Here is a 15,578-nt window from a genome sequence, read left to right as displayed (position 1 = left end):
ACATAATGCACTTGTTACGCTGTTGTAGGTGTTGGTGAGTTCGATTAGCTTGCACTTTGTAAATATCTACAAATAGCTTAAAGCGCAGCCAAATAAGTATGACTGCGCTAGGTTTATTTATATAGCTTTCCACTGATCACGGACTTCTTCTGAGTTTTTATTCAGGATAACTTGATCACCCTTAACATCACTAATCCAAGACGTTGGAATTAAATGATGTTGACCATTCGGATCATCATCACGAGTTAATTTTAGCTGACTATCGCCTTCGAGATGATCAACTGTACCAACTTGTGTGCCACAAGATGCAATAACATTCGCGTGCTTTTTAATATCTTGAATATTGAAAGTAGTCATTTCAGCCTCTTCTTTATTAAAAATAAAACGATTTAGAGTATTTAGATTACCGTGTATTTTGGATTTATTCTTTAATTTATAATAATAGTTACAGAACAGTCTTTTAAAATAACTTAACTCACGTTATTCAATAACAACGTCACAAAATGAAATGATATTTTATCTGCTTAATGTGAGTTGTTTGGCAATTTCCTGTTTTTTTACAAAACTTAAATTTAATATATTAATTTTAAACGATAGATTAAATTTTAAAGCTTATGAAAAACTAAATTAAAATGAATCTTCAAATCCAAATAAATAAGTCCATGAAACAGGTATTAGCAGATTTTAATTCGGCAACTTTCGAATATAAAAATCAGCAGCGTATATCTGTATTTCGCCAATTAACCCTTTTATCTGAGAATTTACCCTTTCCCGCACAAGGGCAAACCTATGCACGTTGGCAGTGTTTTGCTGAAATAGCGGGAATTGATCTAAGTTTGGCAAAACTATTTGAATCACATTGTGATGCACTTAGTATCTTGTACGAATTAGGCGATTCGACAAACATACGTTCTTCAGAGATATGGGCTGTATGGGCTGCTGAAGGCGGTCCAGCGCCTCTACAGGTGGCAAATAACCATTGTACTGGAACTAAGTTATGGTGTTCTGGGGCTGCCTTTGTACAACGAGCATTAATGAGTTATAAGAATGAACAAGGTCAATCTCAGTTGTGCATGGTTCAATTAGATCAGCCTAATATTTCTATAGATTTTAGTCAGTGGCAAGCAGTGGGTATGCAACATACCCAAACAGCGAAAGTTCATTTTCACAACTGCTTAATTCGGCTTATCGGGCAACCTGATCAATATTTACAACGTCCAGGTTTCTGGCATGGTGCAGCAGGTATAGCAGCGTGTTGGTATGGAGCTGCTGCACGTTTGATGCATTTTTTACAACAGAGTTGTCAAGATAGTCCAAATTCATTTAAGTCTATGTATATGGGTGAGCTGGCTCAGCAGTTGGCAGTGACAAAAGCATTTTTTCAATATACAGCCAAACTTATAGACACACAGCCTCATGAGAATCATGAACGTGTGATTCGAATTTTGCGTGCGCAAACTGAGCAATGCTGTCAAGCTGTCATGGATTTGGCTGGTAAAGCTTTAGGGGCAAGACCATATTGTGAAGAGGGTGTTTTTGCTCAATTAATGGCTGATCTACCTGTATTTATTCGGCAAAGCCATGCCGCATTTGATGATGTGCAAATTGCTGAACGATGTTTACAGGAGCATATGTCATGGGAACTTTAAGACATCCTCTCGTTGAAGATCGGATGATTCAGGGTGAGGGCACTCAAAAGAGTCAATGGTTACAGGCATTTGAAAAACAGCCGTTGCCACCACTCGATCTTGAGCAATTTCGTTCCAAAAGGGTGGTGATAATATCCCCGCATCCTGATGATGAGATACTGGGTTGTGCTGGCTTAATGCAACAGCTTATGCAATTAGATTGCAACATTGTTGTATTGGCAGTTACAAATGGTACCCAGAGCCATCCGCAATCGAAAAAATACACACCCGAACAGTTAAATCAATTGCGTCCACTAGAAAGTTTGGCTGCCCTAGAGTGTTTAGCGATTGCTAAACATACCCAACGTATCGGATTGAATTTGACTGATGGACAAGTTCATTTACAAATCAATCAACTTTGGTCTGGATTAGATCAGACCATTCACCCAGAAGATTTTTTAATTTGCACCTATAAATACGATGGTCATCCAGATCATGAAGCAGTAGGTAAGACCGTTCAGTCATTCGCAAAAGTACACCAATTGCCCTGTTTGCAAGTTCTGATCTGGGCTTGGCATTGGGCAATTCCTCAGGATCCCCGAATCCCATGGCATCAAGCCTACGCTTATTGCTTGACTGATGAGCAAATTAGCCAAAAACGTCAAGCCATTTTACAGTTCAATTCTCAAACCCAAGCAGATGAGAGTACGGGACAGAATGCTGTTCTATCGCCATCAATCATTGAGCGTCTGCTCATGCCTTATGAGGTCTATCTCTGTGAATGACTATATCGATGTATTTGAAGAATTGTATTCAAAAAGTGAGGATCCATGGGGGTATGATCACCGTTGGTATGAAGCTAGAAAAAAGCAAATTTGTCTGGCGTTATTGACGCGACCACACTACATAAATCTTTTAGAAATAGGTTGTTCTAATGGCCATCTAAGCGAACATTTGGCACAGCGCGCTGATCGAGTCTTATCAATAGATGCTTCCGAAAATGCTATTCAATTGGCTTCCAAACGTTTGCACGGCTATAAACATGTTAAGGTAGAACAGAGAAGAATACCCAACGCTTATCCTTCTGGACATTTTGATCTCATTGTAATGAGTGAGGTCGCATATTATTTGACCTCACAAGAATTACATCAATTAATTGATCATTTAACGCATAGTTTAACGCCACATGGAGAAATTCTGTGCTGCCATTGGCGCCATGAGATAGAAGGTTTTGAGCTAGATGCGCAACGGGTTCATGAAAGCTTGAGGAATCAATTGCCATTTCATCATTATTTAACGCTGAGTGATCCCGATTTTATCGTCGATCTTTGGACAGTTGGCGCTTCTTCACTGGCACAACAGGAGGGAAGTATTTGAAAATAGGTATCGTTATTCCGGCCCATAATGAAGAACAGTACTTATCGGCATGCTTGCAAGCTGTTCAAAAAGCAATTGAACAAATTAAGCACCATCAAGTTGAAGTTTTAGTGGTATTAGATCAGTGTAATGATCAATCCTTAAATATCGTAAAAAACAATCATATACGTTGGCTTACATGTAGCTATCAATGCGTAGGGCAAGCACGTGATTTAGGAATTCGGTATTTAATCGCGCAGGGTGCGACTTGGATTGCATGCACAGATGCGGACAGTTGTGTAGATTTAGATTGGTTATATGCTCAAATACAGCATCAACCCACTGATGTCATTTGTGGCGTGGTGCAGCTTGATGATTTTAGCCATTTGTCCCTAAATGCTCAGCAAAACTATTTGATCCATTACAAAGATCGTATGAACCATCAGCATATTCATGGAGCTAATTTAAGCTTTAGTGCGCAAGTATATCTACAAGTGGGTGGTTTTGAAGCGATTTGCTGCCATGAAGATGTTGGATTGGTACAAAAATTTATTCAACACGGATATCAAATTACTTGGACTAATCAAGTACGCGTGAGTACAAGTAGCCGTTTGGATGCACGTGCGCCAGAGGGCTTATCTTATTTTCTCAGTCGGTTGGAAAATGCTGAGCTATAAATAATCATGGATGAACCTATCTTTCTTAACAGCCATCATAAAGATATAAAACGTAGAGCGTTCAACTCAATATAAGATTTAAAATAGTTTATGCTTTGGCAACTGGAGATAGGATAATTCAACCCCATGTTTGCGAATTACTATAAAGTTAATTAAATCTAAAAATAAAAAAACGATATATATTAGTTATATAGATTTAAGTGGGAACTGCATTGTCTATGTTACAAATTTCTAGAGAAAACTCAAAAATAAACAATGACAGCATTTAAAATCTGAGTATAATTTCGCCAAATACCCCTTGTTCATTTGTCAGTTTTACATGGCAAAAGACAAGGGGTTTTTCTATGGATTGTGGTTTTGTAAGGAAATGCCTAAATTTTTTGTGAGTGGCATCGTAAATGTTCATTTTTAAAACAGCTGTATGGGATCGTACGAACCCCATCCATAGTCAAATTTTAGCAACTCAGCTTAGTTTTTTTAGCTTGGGTTTTGCGACAGCAGCATGGGCGCCATTAATTCCATTTGCCCAGCAACGCTTGTATCTGAATCATGCAGATTTTGGTTTACTTCTGCTTTGCGCAGGTATTGGCTCATTTTTATCTATGCCTGCCACGGGTGCTTTAATCCAAAAGTTGGGGTGTAAGTCAATTATTGGTTTTACGCTATTGGCTATGCTATGTATTTTGCCCTTTCTGAGTATATGCAATACTGCTTTATCTATGGCCATTTTATTGTTTGTGTTTGGTACGATGGTAGGAAGCTTGGGCGTTGCTATTAATATGCAAGCAGTCATTGTTGAGAAAAATAGCCTAAGCAATAGAATGTCCAGTTTTCACGGCATGTGTAGTTTAGGGGGCTTAATGGGTGTGGGATTGGTCAGCATCTTATTGGCTTTAGGTGTTACACCATTACTTGCCGCACTGAGTATCAGTTGTATATTGTTAAGCATTGCATTTTTTGCCATACCGCTATGTTTGACTCGAATAGAGAACATAGAGCAAGGCTCAGTAGTAGAAAATAAGCCAGAAAAATTAAAGTTAAAAGAATTGATGCATCCCACTTTACTTCTGATCGGTTTGGTATGTTTTATCAGTTTTTTATCTGAAGGGGCAGCAATGGACTGGAGTGGGATATATCTGGTAAAGCAATACCACTTAGATCCTACTTACGCTGGTTTTGCCTATACTTTTTTTGCAATCGCTATGACAGTAGGGCGGTTTTCAGGCAGTGCTTTGTTACGATGGTTTGGTGCCAAGCAGGTAGTATTGTATGGCGCCATTTTGGCTGCTTTGGGCTTAATGATTATCGTATTTGCTCCTCACTGGTCGGTAGTATTGTTAGGATATTGCTGTTTAGGTTTGGGGAGTTCTAACATTGTACCAGTGATGTTTTCTCGGGTAGGAGAGCAAAATTTAATTCCCAAAGCAGCTGCATTATCATTGGTTTCAACAATTGCTTATAGTGGGGCTTTACTTGGCCCTGCACTGGTAGGCTTTTTAAGTGAAGTGATTGGATTAGGCTCGGTATTTATTATCATTGCACTGCTGTTGGCAATGATTGGCATCGTCAACAGATACACCCAGATGCAAGCAAAATAGAATCACACGGGGTTACTGCAATTTGCTGTAACCCTTGCTGGGCAGATTAAAATTCAAAGCAACACATTCAAGTGAAGAGGAGCAAACTAGACCTTAAATGTTGAAGCCCGAGATGAAATCCCTGCCTTGTGCATATAAATTGGTTCATCTATGGGTTGCTGTAAGTCATGTAAAAATGCATTACGCCAGTCATTGATATCAAACTGCTCGATGCCCAGCATCAGTTGTTGATAACGTTCAATACGTTCTTCTTTCGACATAAACAAAGCAGTTTCAAGGGATTTAACCATCTGCTTTTCATTATTTGGATCGACCAGCACCGCTTCGGTCATTTGCTCTGCTGCACCTGCATATTTAGAGAGAATCAACACCCCAGGGTTATCAGGATCCTGTGCTGCAATATATTCTTTGGCAACTAAATTCATCCCATCTTTTAACGAACTAACCCAGCAAATGTCGGCATACTGATAAATCTGCATTAATTCATCATGCTCTACCACGTCCTGAGTGCAGTTAATGGGCGTCCAGTCAGCAGTAGCGTAGTCTTGATTGATTTGCTTAATTTTGTCCATGAAAGATAGATAAAAATCTTGATATGTCGTAATGTCCATGCGAGATGGGCCCGCAACCTGTAAATCCACAATATGCTGATGATACTCAGGATGCTGTTGTAAAAAGCATTCAAAAGCTCCAAAACGCTCAAGTAAACCTTTTGAGTAATCAATACGGTCAACACCGATAATAGTTTTATACAAAGGATTATCTTCAAAATCGAATATCGATTTCATGGTTTGATTCTGACGTTGTGCTGCCTGTTGTATCACTTCAGGATTAATACCAATAGGGTAGCATTTGATGCGGGTTTGTTGATCAGATTGAATCAAAAGATCATCTTGTACGCGGCTAAATTTCAAACTATTTTGGCAAAGCTGCATACATTTTTGTTGGTCTAATTGAGTCTGTAAGCCTAATACATCATATTGAGTTAAATCTTGCAGTAAGGTGCGAGCCTCCGGTAATTTTTCCCATATTGAAGCACTGGCAAATGGGATATGTAAGAAAAAACCGATACGATTACGCATTCCAAGTTTTCGACAATAATGCGCTATACTGAAAAAATGATAGTCATGTACCCAAATTAAATCATCAGGTTGAGCAATCTCATACAGCTTTTCGGCAAAAAATTGGTTAACTTGTTGATATGAAGAATATTCTTCGGATTTAAACTCAATTAAATCGGCACGCTCATGCATAGCAGGCCATAAGGTGTTATTGGCAAAGCCACAGTAATATTGTTGGTATTGACGCTGCTGTAGTGGGCAGGTAATAAATTCAATATTATCTTGCTGTATATGTTCAAACTTTACCGACTTATGATTGTCAATTTGTTGACCATTCCACCCCAACCATATTCCACCAATATCATGTAGTGCATCTTGCACAGCCACTGCTAGACCACCTGCTGAGTTATTCGAGGGATCGGGTAAGCTGACACGATTTGATAAAACAATTAATCTAGACATGAGTATTCTCCAAGCGTTTTACCGAAGATTTAATCTTTTCTTGTTGGATATGTTGAGCAAATAATTCGAGAAAATCGGTCACAGCCATTGTATTTTCTAATCTAAATCTAGCTTGGGTATCGCCTGCACCAACCTTGATACTGATACCACCAACCTGATTAATGACTTCAAAACCTGCTTCATCAGTAAAATCGTCGCCAATAAATAATGCAATACTATTTTCTAGTTTACATTGTTGGATTATTCTGTGAATTGCATTTCCTTTATTGGCCTGTGTAGGAATTAATTCAAATACGTACTTACCCTGAATAATTTTAAAATTTAAATTTTTCGCTTGCACTTGTTCTAAAAAATGCAACGCTTGGTTTTTATATTGAGGGTGTTCTCTATAATGTAGCGCAATAGAATAAGGTTTATGTTCTATTCGAATATGGGGTTGAGATAAGCAAAGTTGATTAATCTCATGTTTAATTTGAATTAAATCTTCTGGATTATAATGAGTATGGGGCATAGAAATATGCGTATCGATATTTTTTAATTGCATTTCCAGACCATGGGTTCCTGCAATATTTAAGGCTAGATTTGGGAAAAAGGTTTTTGCTTGATCTAAAGGTCTACCCGTAACAATACTGATAATTATAGAATTGTTGACAAGTTTTTGAATAATATTAAAATTTCTTTGATTCAAAGTTGTTTGGCTTGGATCTGAAGTGAAATCAGCCAGTGTGCCATCAATATCTAAAAATAAACTGTAGTTCGGATGCGTTAGATCATTTTTCTCATGATGTATATTTTGGATGAGTGCTTTGGGTGAAATAATCCTCGCTTTTTTTAATGCTAAAGAATCATTCATTCTTTTACCTTTAAATAATTTAATTAATTTATTATTACTTTAATTATTGCTTTTAAGGTGATTATTTATGTTATATAGACAAAAAACATACAGAGATTACAAATATATATTTTGTTAAATTATTTCAAAATATTAAAGATATCGTTATTTATAAGTAAAATATGAATAGAATTAATGAGTTTGTCTTTATGTTAGTAAATATTTATTTTAATTTGAGTTGTAATTATTTATTTGTACATTGGATTACTTTAAGCTGAAATTTTCAATGATTTAGATTTTTTATCTCATGTAAATTGGTTTGTCTCATTTAAATAGTTTAAAGATGATGCCAGATTATTTTATGCTCTTGATGCTTATACGGCTAGATTAGCAGTTATCAATCTGGTTATTATCCGGAAATAACCAGTTTTTTTAAGGTGAATGAATATTATACTTCTTTTGTAAGTCATTTTTTAAAACGATAGAACAATTTTAAATTCCTCCCTGATCCTAGTCCCCCAAAAGAGAGATGGAACTTTCAGTACCTATATGATTCACTCAACATGATGAGTTATGAAGCAACTCTATGGAGAGATTGAATAAACGCCTCAGGAAGTCAAAAACTGTCTAAGCTGGCTTTGATATTCTGTCAGATATGCTCAATCTAAAATCAGTAGTCTGTATATCTTCATGATGTTAAAGTGATTAGAGAACTGAGCTTGGCTTCAATTGTGAATTGGGAAGGGCTCATTTATAATTAAATTCTTATGTGTAGAAAATAGAGAAGTATGTCATCACAATCTCAAGTCGCTTCTACTCAGGTGACAAAAAGGCAAACCAAGCCAGCAGAAGTCCGAATTGATGAGCTGATGAATGCTGCACAAACGCTTTTTTTAGAAAAAGGGGTGGAAGCAACCACGATTAGCGAAATTATCGCCAGCGTGGGTGTGGCTAAAGGCACGTTCTATCATTATTTTGAATCAAAACAGCATATTGTTGAAGCATTAAAAAAACGTTATATCGATTTTTTTATTGAGGCTCTAGATACAGCAGTTGCAAAATGTGATGCAGAAGATTGGGTCAGTCAATTTAAAGTTTGGGTCGCTGCAAATATTCACACCTATCTTAACAGTTATCCTATACATGATATTGTTTTTGGCGCACATCATCATGAGCGTCAAAATAAAGAAAAAAATATGATAGTTGAACAATTACTGCATATCTTAAAGGGTGGTCAGAAAGCAGGCGTTTGGCATTTAGAACAGCCAAAATTAACCGCTTTGTTGATTTATTCGGGGGTGCATGGGGTAACGGATGAAGCAATTGCCAATCAACTGCAAGATAGTACAGATTTCTCGCGACAAATTGCGATGCAATATTTAAAAATGCTAGGTCATGATGAGTGATCTTTCTATATTTATTTCAGCTTATATTGTAGATAAAAAATGATTATGTGATCTAAGAGCAAGTCATTTAGTTATATCTCGTTGGTGATCTTCAAAAAGATAGTTGAGTCATGTCTACCAAAATGAGGTGTTTATTTTTCGGTGGTTTTTAATTGACTGACGGTCGGTCAGTATATAGTATAATGATTCTCATTTATCTGTCTTAGGTGATGTATGAACGCATCTCGCCAACCGATTTATCTCATTTTAGCGCTCTATATCAGCACATTTCTTTGTTTGGTGGATTTAAGTAGTGTCAATCTGGCACTTGGAAGCATTCAAAAAGAATTTGATAGCGATATGGCTGATCTACAGTGGGTAATTGATAGTTATGCTTTAAGCCTATCGAGTTTGATGTTAGCAGTGGGGGCATTAAGCCAGCGTTTAGGGCGTAAAAAATTATGGCTGTTGGGTGTCATCATTTTTATAGTGGGTTCAATGATTTGTGCAATGGCTAGCAATTTTAGTTTGTTGATCATTGGCCGTATGATTCAAGGGGTGGCTGGCGCAGTTTTAATCCCTCTGGCTTTGGCGATTTTGGTACATCATTTTCATCAACCACAAGACAAAGCACGTGAAATTGGTCGCTGGAGTTCTTTTAGTGCTTTTTCATTGATTGTTGGCCCGCTAATCGGTGGTTTGATGGTGCATCATTTTGGTTGGCAAAGCATATTCTGGCTTAACCTTCCAGTTGGGGTTGTGACGATTTACTTGGGATATAAGGGAATTGACCCAGACCAGAAATCTCAATCTCTACCGTTTGATTATCTTGGTTTGTTATATAGCGCTGTTGCCATTGTCACATTAACCTATAGTATTATTGCCCTACAACACGACTATTTAAAGCATTGGTTGATGCTGAGTATTGTTTTGTTTGGTGTGGCGAGTATGGCATTTGCATGGCAGCAAAAACATACAGTTCATCCCTTGATCCCCAATCATTTATTTAAGAACAAACATTTTTTAGCTTATAACGCAATTTCATTTATCTTGGGTTTTGCAGGATATAGTTCGTTATTTATATTTGCTTTATTTTATCAAAATCAGATCGAGTTGAGTGCAGCACAGACTGGCTGGTTGATTGCACCACAGTTTTTAACTCAAGCATTTGTTTCAATAGCCTTTGCCAAATTACATCAACGATTTACAGTGGCAAGCTTATTGATACTGGGCTTGGCAATTGCAGGCGTTGCGTTGTTGGCCATGATGAGTTTTCAACTCGATTCATCTTTGCTGCTATTTGTCTTATGTGGTGGACTGATGGGAATCGGGATGGGACTGATCGTGCCAGGTTCAAGTACATTGATTATGGGAAGTGTGCAAGTTCAAGATGCAAATTTTGCGGCAGCAATCTTAAATACCCTACGCCAACTTGGAATGACACTCGGAATTGCAGTATTGGGTACGACGATGACTTTTATGACGGCTTTTTCTCAACAGCAAGGCAATAGCCTAGAATCTGCTGAACTGATGGCTTTTCATGTTACTGTTATGTTGATGGGGGGACTATTTCTATTGTCTATTTTGGTTATGCTGTATAGCCAAAAACAAGCGAAATAGTTGATATAGTTAACCTGTCAAAAAACTCATACACAAGAATATAATTTCTCCTAATTAATATTCTTTAATTCAATCATTTGCTTTATGAAAGATCTATTGTTTACACCAATGAGCTAAAACTTTGCAATCTAGGTTGGGCAGTGTAAGTACCTTTTCTTCATTGAATCCTAGATGGTGTAGCTATCGCATGGCGACATGGATGTCGCTGTTGGGCGGGGGACAGGACGTACCCCTCGCCAAACGGAAGATTTTTGTCATTTTTTCATCACTGAAAAGTGAGGCATCGCCTTCGCAAATTAAATTTAAACTTCTCACTGTAATATATGGCTGTGCAAGCACCTTTGCGTCATTGAATTCTACATGGTGTAGATATCGTGGGCGTATAGGACGTACCCCTTGCTCAACATAAGCAAGAACAAAGCATGACTTTTTTGTAGCGCAAGGATGAGACAGTACAAGAGTGAGACATTAGGCTTCTTTCATTAGTCCTTTTAAAACCGTAAATCAACATAAAAGCCCCTCATCCTAGCCTTCTCTCGAAGGGAGAAGGGACTTTCAATACCAATACGATTCACGCCATATAATCATATTTTTATTTATGAAAGATCTATTGTTTATGCCAATCAAATTTAAACATTTCACTGTAATAGGTGGCTGTACAAGCTTCTACCATCAGATCAATTCACTGTTCTGCAACAGAACTAATGAAGTTGTTCTAAATTGATTAACGCATTGCCAAAATATTCAAATGCATCAAGCGCACCTTGAATAACTTCATCTTTCTGGCTTGGGCTGAGTCGAGCTTGATCTAGAGCTTGAACAAATCGTTTCCAAACCTTAGCTCGCCCTTCAGGATAAGCAGACAAATTGCGAGCGCCTTTTTCCGCACTGAGCCCTAAATGTTGCTGAGCTTGTTTAAATAAAAATGCAGCTCCCAATGTTGATCCTTCTGAAACGTAAATCCAACCTAGGGCAGCAGGGAAAGTCACATTTAAGCTTTCTAAAGTTTGACCTTGAGGCTGAATACCTAAATCTTGCAGATCGAGTAACGCCTGAGCAGAGCGACCACGAATATCAATATCAGTTATATATGAAGCTACTTGATCTTGTTGAAATAAATGTTCGATTTCTAATTGAAAATAATACTGAGACAATGTGAATAAAGCATATTTTTCTAAACTTGAAAATACATCTGCTTGTGCCATCAGCTTATGCATTCTTTCATGCTCATCTGCAGTTTGTAATTTTAGACGCATTGACAAACTAAGTTGTTGCTGAGCGTTTGGTTCATTGATCAGTGCTTGATTCATTCCATTCTCTGATTTAAAAGGCGGTATATAAGAGATGACGAATGGAAGGAGAAAAACATGCAAAAGACCTTACAAAAAAAGTTCCTTCAGAGAGCATTTACAAATCATGGAATGTAAACGATAATTATTATTGTTTAGGGTTTTTAAATTTAATTTTATGGTTCCAATTCTCCCCACACCCTCACGGCAGCAGATATTGCAAGACATGTATTTGGATCATCATGATTGGTTGAGACACTGGTTGAACTCGCGAGTCCGCTATCCCTTTACTGCAGCGGATTTGGTTCAAGATACTTTTGTAAAATTGCTACAAACTCAACAGCTTTTTTCTATTCAAGAACCGCGTGCATATTTGGTGAATGTTGCTAAACACTTACTTATTGATAAACATCGTCGTTATATTTTAGAGCAGAATTATTTAGAAACCCTAAAACAGCATGCTGATGATCAGGATATTTTATTATCTTCAAATCAAATTGAAGAAGCAGTACTCATCTTAGATTTTCTCACTGTTGCTTTGCAGGGTACGACAGCACTGACTCGAAAAGCTTTTATTATGTATTACTTTGAAGGTTATAGTCAGAGTGAAATTGCGACTGAGATTGGTAAATCTTTACGCACGACACAGCTATATTTAGCTGACTGTTTACAGTTATGTTATGAGGCGAAAAACAATCTGCTTGAGCTAGAGCAAGATGAACGCTAAACAACTACAAAAAGAGATGGCTTTATGGATTGTTCGTTTAAATACCGATAATTTACATGAACGTCAACAAGCTCAAATCGAGTTTGAAGCGTGGAGAAACAAGTACCCTGAACATCATGATCAACTCGATCAAATGCTTAGTTTCTCACAAACGATGCAGCAATTTTCAACAACACATGGCATATCTAGCCAAAATGTTCGAAATTCAATGAAACTCAGCCAGCAAAGTAAAAAAAATATTTTACAAATGCTGAGTAAAACCTTGCTGTTCTTTGTAGGGGTAGGCGGTGTAATCTATTTAGCCAGTGATTCAACGATGCTGTCGTACCATACTGCTGATTTTAAAACTGAAGTTGGCCAAATACATTCAATCACCTTGCAAGATGGTTCCAAAGTGACTTTAGGTGCAAAATCTGCAATTAAACTAGATTTTAGTTCTGAAAAACGACAAATCAATTTAGTTCAAGGGGACATGTATATTGATGTTGCCAAAGACCCTCAACGACCGTTAATCATTCATACACCTCAAGCAGATTTTAAAGCGCTCGGTACTCGATTTATCGTTTATCAATACTCAAACAGCAGCGTGGTAAATATGCTGCATTCTAAAGTTGAAACTCGTTCCTTGGGCAAGGATCATCAATCAAAAGTAGTCAAGCAGGGTGAAAAAATTACCGCTAATCCACTTGGTTTGAGTCCAATATCTAAACTTGATATTGCATCGACAGAGTTTGCTTGGGATAAGCATCAGATATTGGCAGATCAACTTCCTTTGCCTGATTTACTCACAAACTTAAGTCGTTATCATCATCAATATTTAATTTTTAATCACTCTACTTTAAAAGATTATAAAGTCAGTGGTGTGATTAATGCGCAACAGGATTTAGATCAAACCCTGCGTTTATTGGTTAGTCATTATCCAATTAAAATTACTAAACTTGGTAATTATGTGATTTATATTACTTCAAAATAACAAAAATGTTATTTTAGCCTAATTTAATAGAGTTTTTTTAAAATAATTTATTTATGTTTGGTTATATTTTTAGATCATTAAATTCTGTTTTAAAATACAATATTGATTATAACTTTATTGATTTAATTTATAAGTTATTGAATAAAAACAATTAAAATAATTTATTTATTTTTTCAATGTATGTGCATGATAAAGAGTTAACTTGGGAGATATTGTGGTGAGAATATATAGTTGTGGGGGTGGTGGTTTTTTTAAAATTGGTTGAAATTTAAAATAAAAATAAATTTTGAATAGCTGGATTTTAAAACAAGTTTATGCTTAAAATAAACAGATTTTAAAATAAATAGGCAATTTAAATAAATGGAAGCAGGGGGTGTATATATTTAAATGTGTTTGTTTATGTGGGGTTTATTTTTTTGTAATTTGGATAAAGTAATATTGTTTTAAACTTCATGAGGTTAATTCTATGAAGAGACTTATTCTCCCCATATTGAGTGTTTGGACTTTAAGTTTGGGAAGTAATAGTGTGTTTGCTGTCAACGGGAAAATTACGGTAAATGGTGCTGTGACTAACGGAACGTGTACGATCCAACCTCAACTTGGTGTGGGATCTGGCATTAAGGATATTATTATTCCGTTGAAGGCTATCACTAAATCAAGCTTTACACCTACAAATACAAGTCAAGGCTCCACAAATTTTTTTCTGTTCTTGGTAAATGGTACGGGCGCGTACTGTGATGTGGCACATAATAAATCCTTTAAGGGTATCCATCTCACTCCAATTTCTGCAACTGACTTGGATGCAATGGATAAGACTTTATTGGTCAATAAAGCTACAGGTGCAAGCGGTGCTTCTGTTAAAAATCCTGTTTTTATTCAAATGTTCGCGGATCATAGAAATGTTGTGGATTTTACTGCACCGTGGGGAGTTCAGGCAAAAAGTATGATTTATGGCGATAAGGAAGATTTCTCTTTCGTAAGTTATCAAGTTGAGTATGTTTCTAAAACTGGAATTGTCGATGCTCAAAATGTCACAGCGACTGTAAATTATAACATTCACTATAATTAATTTTTGTCTGATGATTTCAACAGGGAACAATATGTTTGTTGTTGATTAAGCCAGTTAAAAATAATTATAACTTCGTAAGGTTAATTCAATGAAGAAACTTACTCTACCCCCGTTGGCTATTTGGGCTTTACTTTTGGTAAGTGGTCATGTGTTTGCTGTAGATGGAAAAATTACAGTGAATGGTGTCGTGGTTGACCAAACCTGTACATTACAAGCTTACAATGTAATGGCAAGTGGTAAGAAAGATCTAACAATGCACTTACAAGATGTACCTAAATCTGGGTTTGCTCCCAGTACCCCACAGCAAGCTGGTGCATATTTTTTTGCAAAGTTAACAAATTCTGCGGGTGGTAAATGTGATGCAGCAACAACTAAAGCTTTTAAAGGTATCCATCTCAGTGCAATTTCAGCAACAGACTTAGATGAAACGGATAAGACCTTATTGGTCAATCAAGCTATAGGCGCCTCTGCTACAAATCCTATATTTATTCGACTAACCACTTGGCAGGGAGTAGCTGTCGACCTTTCTGCACCTTGGGGAACTCAGGCGTACTCTCCAGCAACCACGCCTATTCCGCAGCAAGATACAATTATAAATTATCTTGTTACGTATGTTTCCAAGACTGGGATTGTCGATGCTCAAAGTGTCACAGCGACTGTAAATTATAACATTCATTATAATTAATTTTTGTCTGATGGTTTCAACAGGGAACAGTATGTTTGTTGTTGATAAAGCAGTTAAAAATAATACAACTTCGTAAGGTGAATTCAATGAAGAAATTTACTCTACCTACATTGGCTATGTGGGCTTTACTTTTGGCAAGTAGTCATGTGTTTGCTGTAGATGGAAAAATTACAGTGAATGGTGCTGTGACTGATGGAACATGTACTTTACGACCTA

Annotated in this window: 15 protein-coding genes; 11 read left to right on the top strand and 4 right to left on the bottom strand. The window is 36.9% G+C overall.

The window, feature by feature from the left end; genetic code table 11:
• Positions 1-117 precede the first annotated feature (117 nt).
• The gene (locus ACG916_RS19575) at positions 118-357 is read right to left on the bottom strand and encodes a DUF2171 domain-containing protein (protein WP_336951503.1); all 240 of its coding nucleotides are present in this window, start codon (positions 355-357) and stop codon (positions 118-120) included.
• 275 nt (positions 358-632) lie between these two features.
• Between ACG916_RS19575 and ACG916_RS19570 the strand changes: the two genes are divergently transcribed.
• The 5 genes from ACG916_RS19570 (at position 633) to ACG916_RS19550 (ending at position 5,259) form a co-directional block, all read left to right on the top strand.
• Complete coding sequence (locus ACG916_RS19570) at positions 633-1,649, top strand: acyl-CoA dehydrogenase family protein (protein ID WP_419328607.1); 1,017 nt, start codon at positions 633-635, stop codon at positions 1,647-1,649.
• Positions 1,637-2,413, top strand: a complete 777-nt coding sequence (locus ACG916_RS19565; protein ID WP_419328609.1) for a PIG-L deacetylase family protein — start codon at positions 1,637-1,639, stop codon at positions 2,411-2,413. The genes ACG916_RS19570 and ACG916_RS19565 overlap by 13 nt, the downstream gene beginning before the upstream one ends.
• A complete protein-coding gene (locus ACG916_RS19560) occupies positions 2,406-3,005 on the top strand; it encodes a class I SAM-dependent methyltransferase (protein WP_419330669.1) in 600 nt (199 codons plus the stop codon). The genes ACG916_RS19565 and ACG916_RS19560 overlap by 8 nt, the downstream gene beginning before the upstream one ends.
• Entirely contained in the window at positions 3,002-3,661 is a 660-nt protein-coding gene (locus ACG916_RS19555; RefSeq protein WP_419328613.1) for a glycosyltransferase family 2 protein, read from the top strand. Before ACG916_RS19560 ends, ACG916_RS19555 begins: the two co-directional genes overlap by 4 nt.
• 398 nt (positions 3,662-4,059) lie before the next feature.
• Positions 4,060-5,259 (top strand): MFS transporter, encoded by a 1,200-nt coding sequence (locus ACG916_RS19550; protein WP_419328614.1) that lies wholly within the window; start codon positions 4,060-4,062, stop codon positions 5,257-5,259.
• A gap of 86 nt (positions 5,260-5,345) precedes the next feature.
• Here ACG916_RS19550 and ACG916_RS19545 read toward each other — a convergent pair whose 3' ends face one another.
• Both ACG916_RS19545 and otsB read right to left on the bottom strand, forming a co-directional pair.
• Positions 5,346-6,782, bottom strand: coding sequence for an alpha,alpha-trehalose-phosphate synthase (UDP-forming) (locus tag ACG916_RS19545; RefSeq protein WP_419328616.1), 1,437 nt, complete (start codon positions 6,780-6,782; stop codon positions 5,346-5,348).
• A complete protein-coding gene (otsB, locus tag ACG916_RS19540) occupies positions 6,775-7,635 on the bottom strand; it encodes a trehalose-phosphatase (RefSeq protein WP_336951489.1) in 861 nt (286 codons plus the stop codon). Before otsB ends, ACG916_RS19545 begins: the two co-directional genes overlap by 8 nt.
• Positions 7,636-8,402: 767 nt before the next feature.
• On the opposite strand from otsB, the gene ACG916_RS19535 reads away from it, so the two are divergent.
• The gene (locus tag ACG916_RS19535) at positions 8,403-9,020 is read left to right on the top strand and encodes a TetR/AcrR family transcriptional regulator (RefSeq protein WP_419328617.1); all 618 of its coding nucleotides are present in this window, start codon (positions 8,403-8,405) and stop codon (positions 9,018-9,020) included.
• Between the two features lie 213 nt (positions 9,021-9,233).
• Positions 9,234-10,619: an MFS transporter gene (locus ACG916_RS19530; protein ID WP_336951485.1), complete on the top strand. Its 1,386-nt coding sequence runs from the start codon at positions 9,234-9,236 to the stop codon at positions 10,617-10,619.
• Positions 10,620-11,320: 701 nt separating this feature from the next.
• Here the strand turns inward: ACG916_RS19530 and ACG916_RS19525 are convergent.
• The gene (locus ACG916_RS19525) at positions 11,321-11,929 is read right to left on the bottom strand and encodes a biliverdin-producing heme oxygenase (protein ID WP_336954068.1); all 609 of its coding nucleotides are present in this window, start codon (positions 11,927-11,929) and stop codon (positions 11,321-11,323) included.
• 157 nt (positions 11,930-12,086) lie between these two features.
• Here ACG916_RS19525 and ACG916_RS19520 point away from each other — a divergent pair, with 157 nt between their 5' ends.
• The 4 genes from ACG916_RS19520 to ACG916_RS19505 all read left to right on the top strand — a co-directional run bounded on the left by ACG916_RS19520 (position 12,087) and on the right by ACG916_RS19505 (position 15,362).
• Positions 12,087-12,635, top strand: a complete 549-nt coding sequence (locus ACG916_RS19520) for a sigma-70 family RNA polymerase sigma factor (RefSeq protein ID WP_336954066.1) — start codon at positions 12,087-12,089, stop codon at positions 12,633-12,635.
• Positions 12,625-13,608, top strand: a complete 984-nt coding sequence (locus ACG916_RS19515) for a FecR family protein (protein ID WP_336954065.1) — start codon at positions 12,625-12,627, stop codon at positions 13,606-13,608. Before ACG916_RS19520 ends, ACG916_RS19515 begins: the two co-directional genes overlap by 11 nt.
• A gap of 466 nt (positions 13,609-14,074) precedes the next feature.
• Positions 14,075-14,677, top strand: a complete 603-nt coding sequence (locus ACG916_RS19510) for a fimbrial protein (RefSeq protein ID WP_336954064.1) — start codon at positions 14,075-14,077, stop codon at positions 14,675-14,677.
• Between the two features lie 88 nt (positions 14,678-14,765).
• Positions 14,766-15,362: a fimbrial protein gene (locus tag ACG916_RS19505; protein WP_419328619.1), complete on the top strand. Its 597-nt coding sequence runs from the start codon at positions 14,766-14,768 to the stop codon at positions 15,360-15,362.
• The last annotated feature ends 216 nt before the right edge of the window (positions 15,363-15,578 follow it).

The sequence above is a fragment of the Acinetobacter legionensis genome (assembly GCF_048552295.1).
Classification (GTDB): domain Bacteria; phylum Pseudomonadota; class Gammaproteobacteria; order Pseudomonadales; family Moraxellaceae; genus Acinetobacter.
The sequence above is the reverse complement of the archived record's forward strand: the minus strand, read 5'-3'. Positions and strand labels throughout refer to the sequence as shown.

Bases quoted from the DNA above. Each gene is read 5' to 3' on its own strand.
- ACG916_RS19575 (WP_336951503.1), bottom strand. From the start codon at position 357: ATGACTACTTTCAATATTCAAGATATTAAAAAGCACGCGAATGTTATT.
- ACG916_RS19570 (WP_419328607.1), top strand. From the start codon at position 633: ATGAATCTTCAAATCCAAATAAATAAGTCCATGAAACAGGTATTAGCA.
- ACG916_RS19565 (WP_419328609.1), top strand. From the start codon at position 1,637: ATGGGAACTTTAAGACATCCTCTCGTTGAAGATCGGATGATTCAGGGT.
- ACG916_RS19550 (WP_419328614.1), top strand. From the start codon at position 4,060: ATGTTCATTTTTAAAACAGCTGTATGGGATCGTACGAACCCCATCCAT.
- ACG916_RS19545 (WP_419328616.1), bottom strand. From the start codon at position 6,782: ATGTCTAGATTAATTGTTTTATCAAATCGTGTCAGCTTACCCGATCCC.
- otsB (WP_336951489.1), bottom strand. From the start codon at position 7,635: ATGAATGATTCTTTAGCATTAAAAAAAGCGAGGATTATTTCACCCAAA.
- ACG916_RS19535 (WP_419328617.1), top strand. From the start codon at position 8,403: ATGTCATCACAATCTCAAGTCGCTTCTACTCAGGTGACAAAAAGGCAA.
- ACG916_RS19530 (WP_336951485.1), top strand. From the start codon at position 9,234: ATGAACGCATCTCGCCAACCGATTTATCTCATTTTAGCGCTCTATATC.
- ACG916_RS19525 (WP_336954068.1), bottom strand. From the start codon at position 11,929: ATGAATCAAGCACTGATCAATGAACCAAACGCTCAGCAACAACTTAGT.
- ACG916_RS19520 (WP_336954066.1), top strand. From the start codon at position 12,087: ATGGTTCCAATTCTCCCCACACCCTCACGGCAGCAGATATTGCAAGAC.
- ACG916_RS19515 (WP_336954065.1), top strand. From the start codon at position 12,625: ATGAACGCTAAACAACTACAAAAAGAGATGGCTTTATGGATTGTTCGT.
- ACG916_RS19510 (WP_336954064.1), top strand. From the start codon at position 14,075: ATGAAGAGACTTATTCTCCCCATATTGAGTGTTTGGACTTTAAGTTTG.
- ACG916_RS19505 (WP_419328619.1), top strand. From the start codon at position 14,766: ATGAAGAAACTTACTCTACCCCCGTTGGCTATTTGGGCTTTACTTTTG.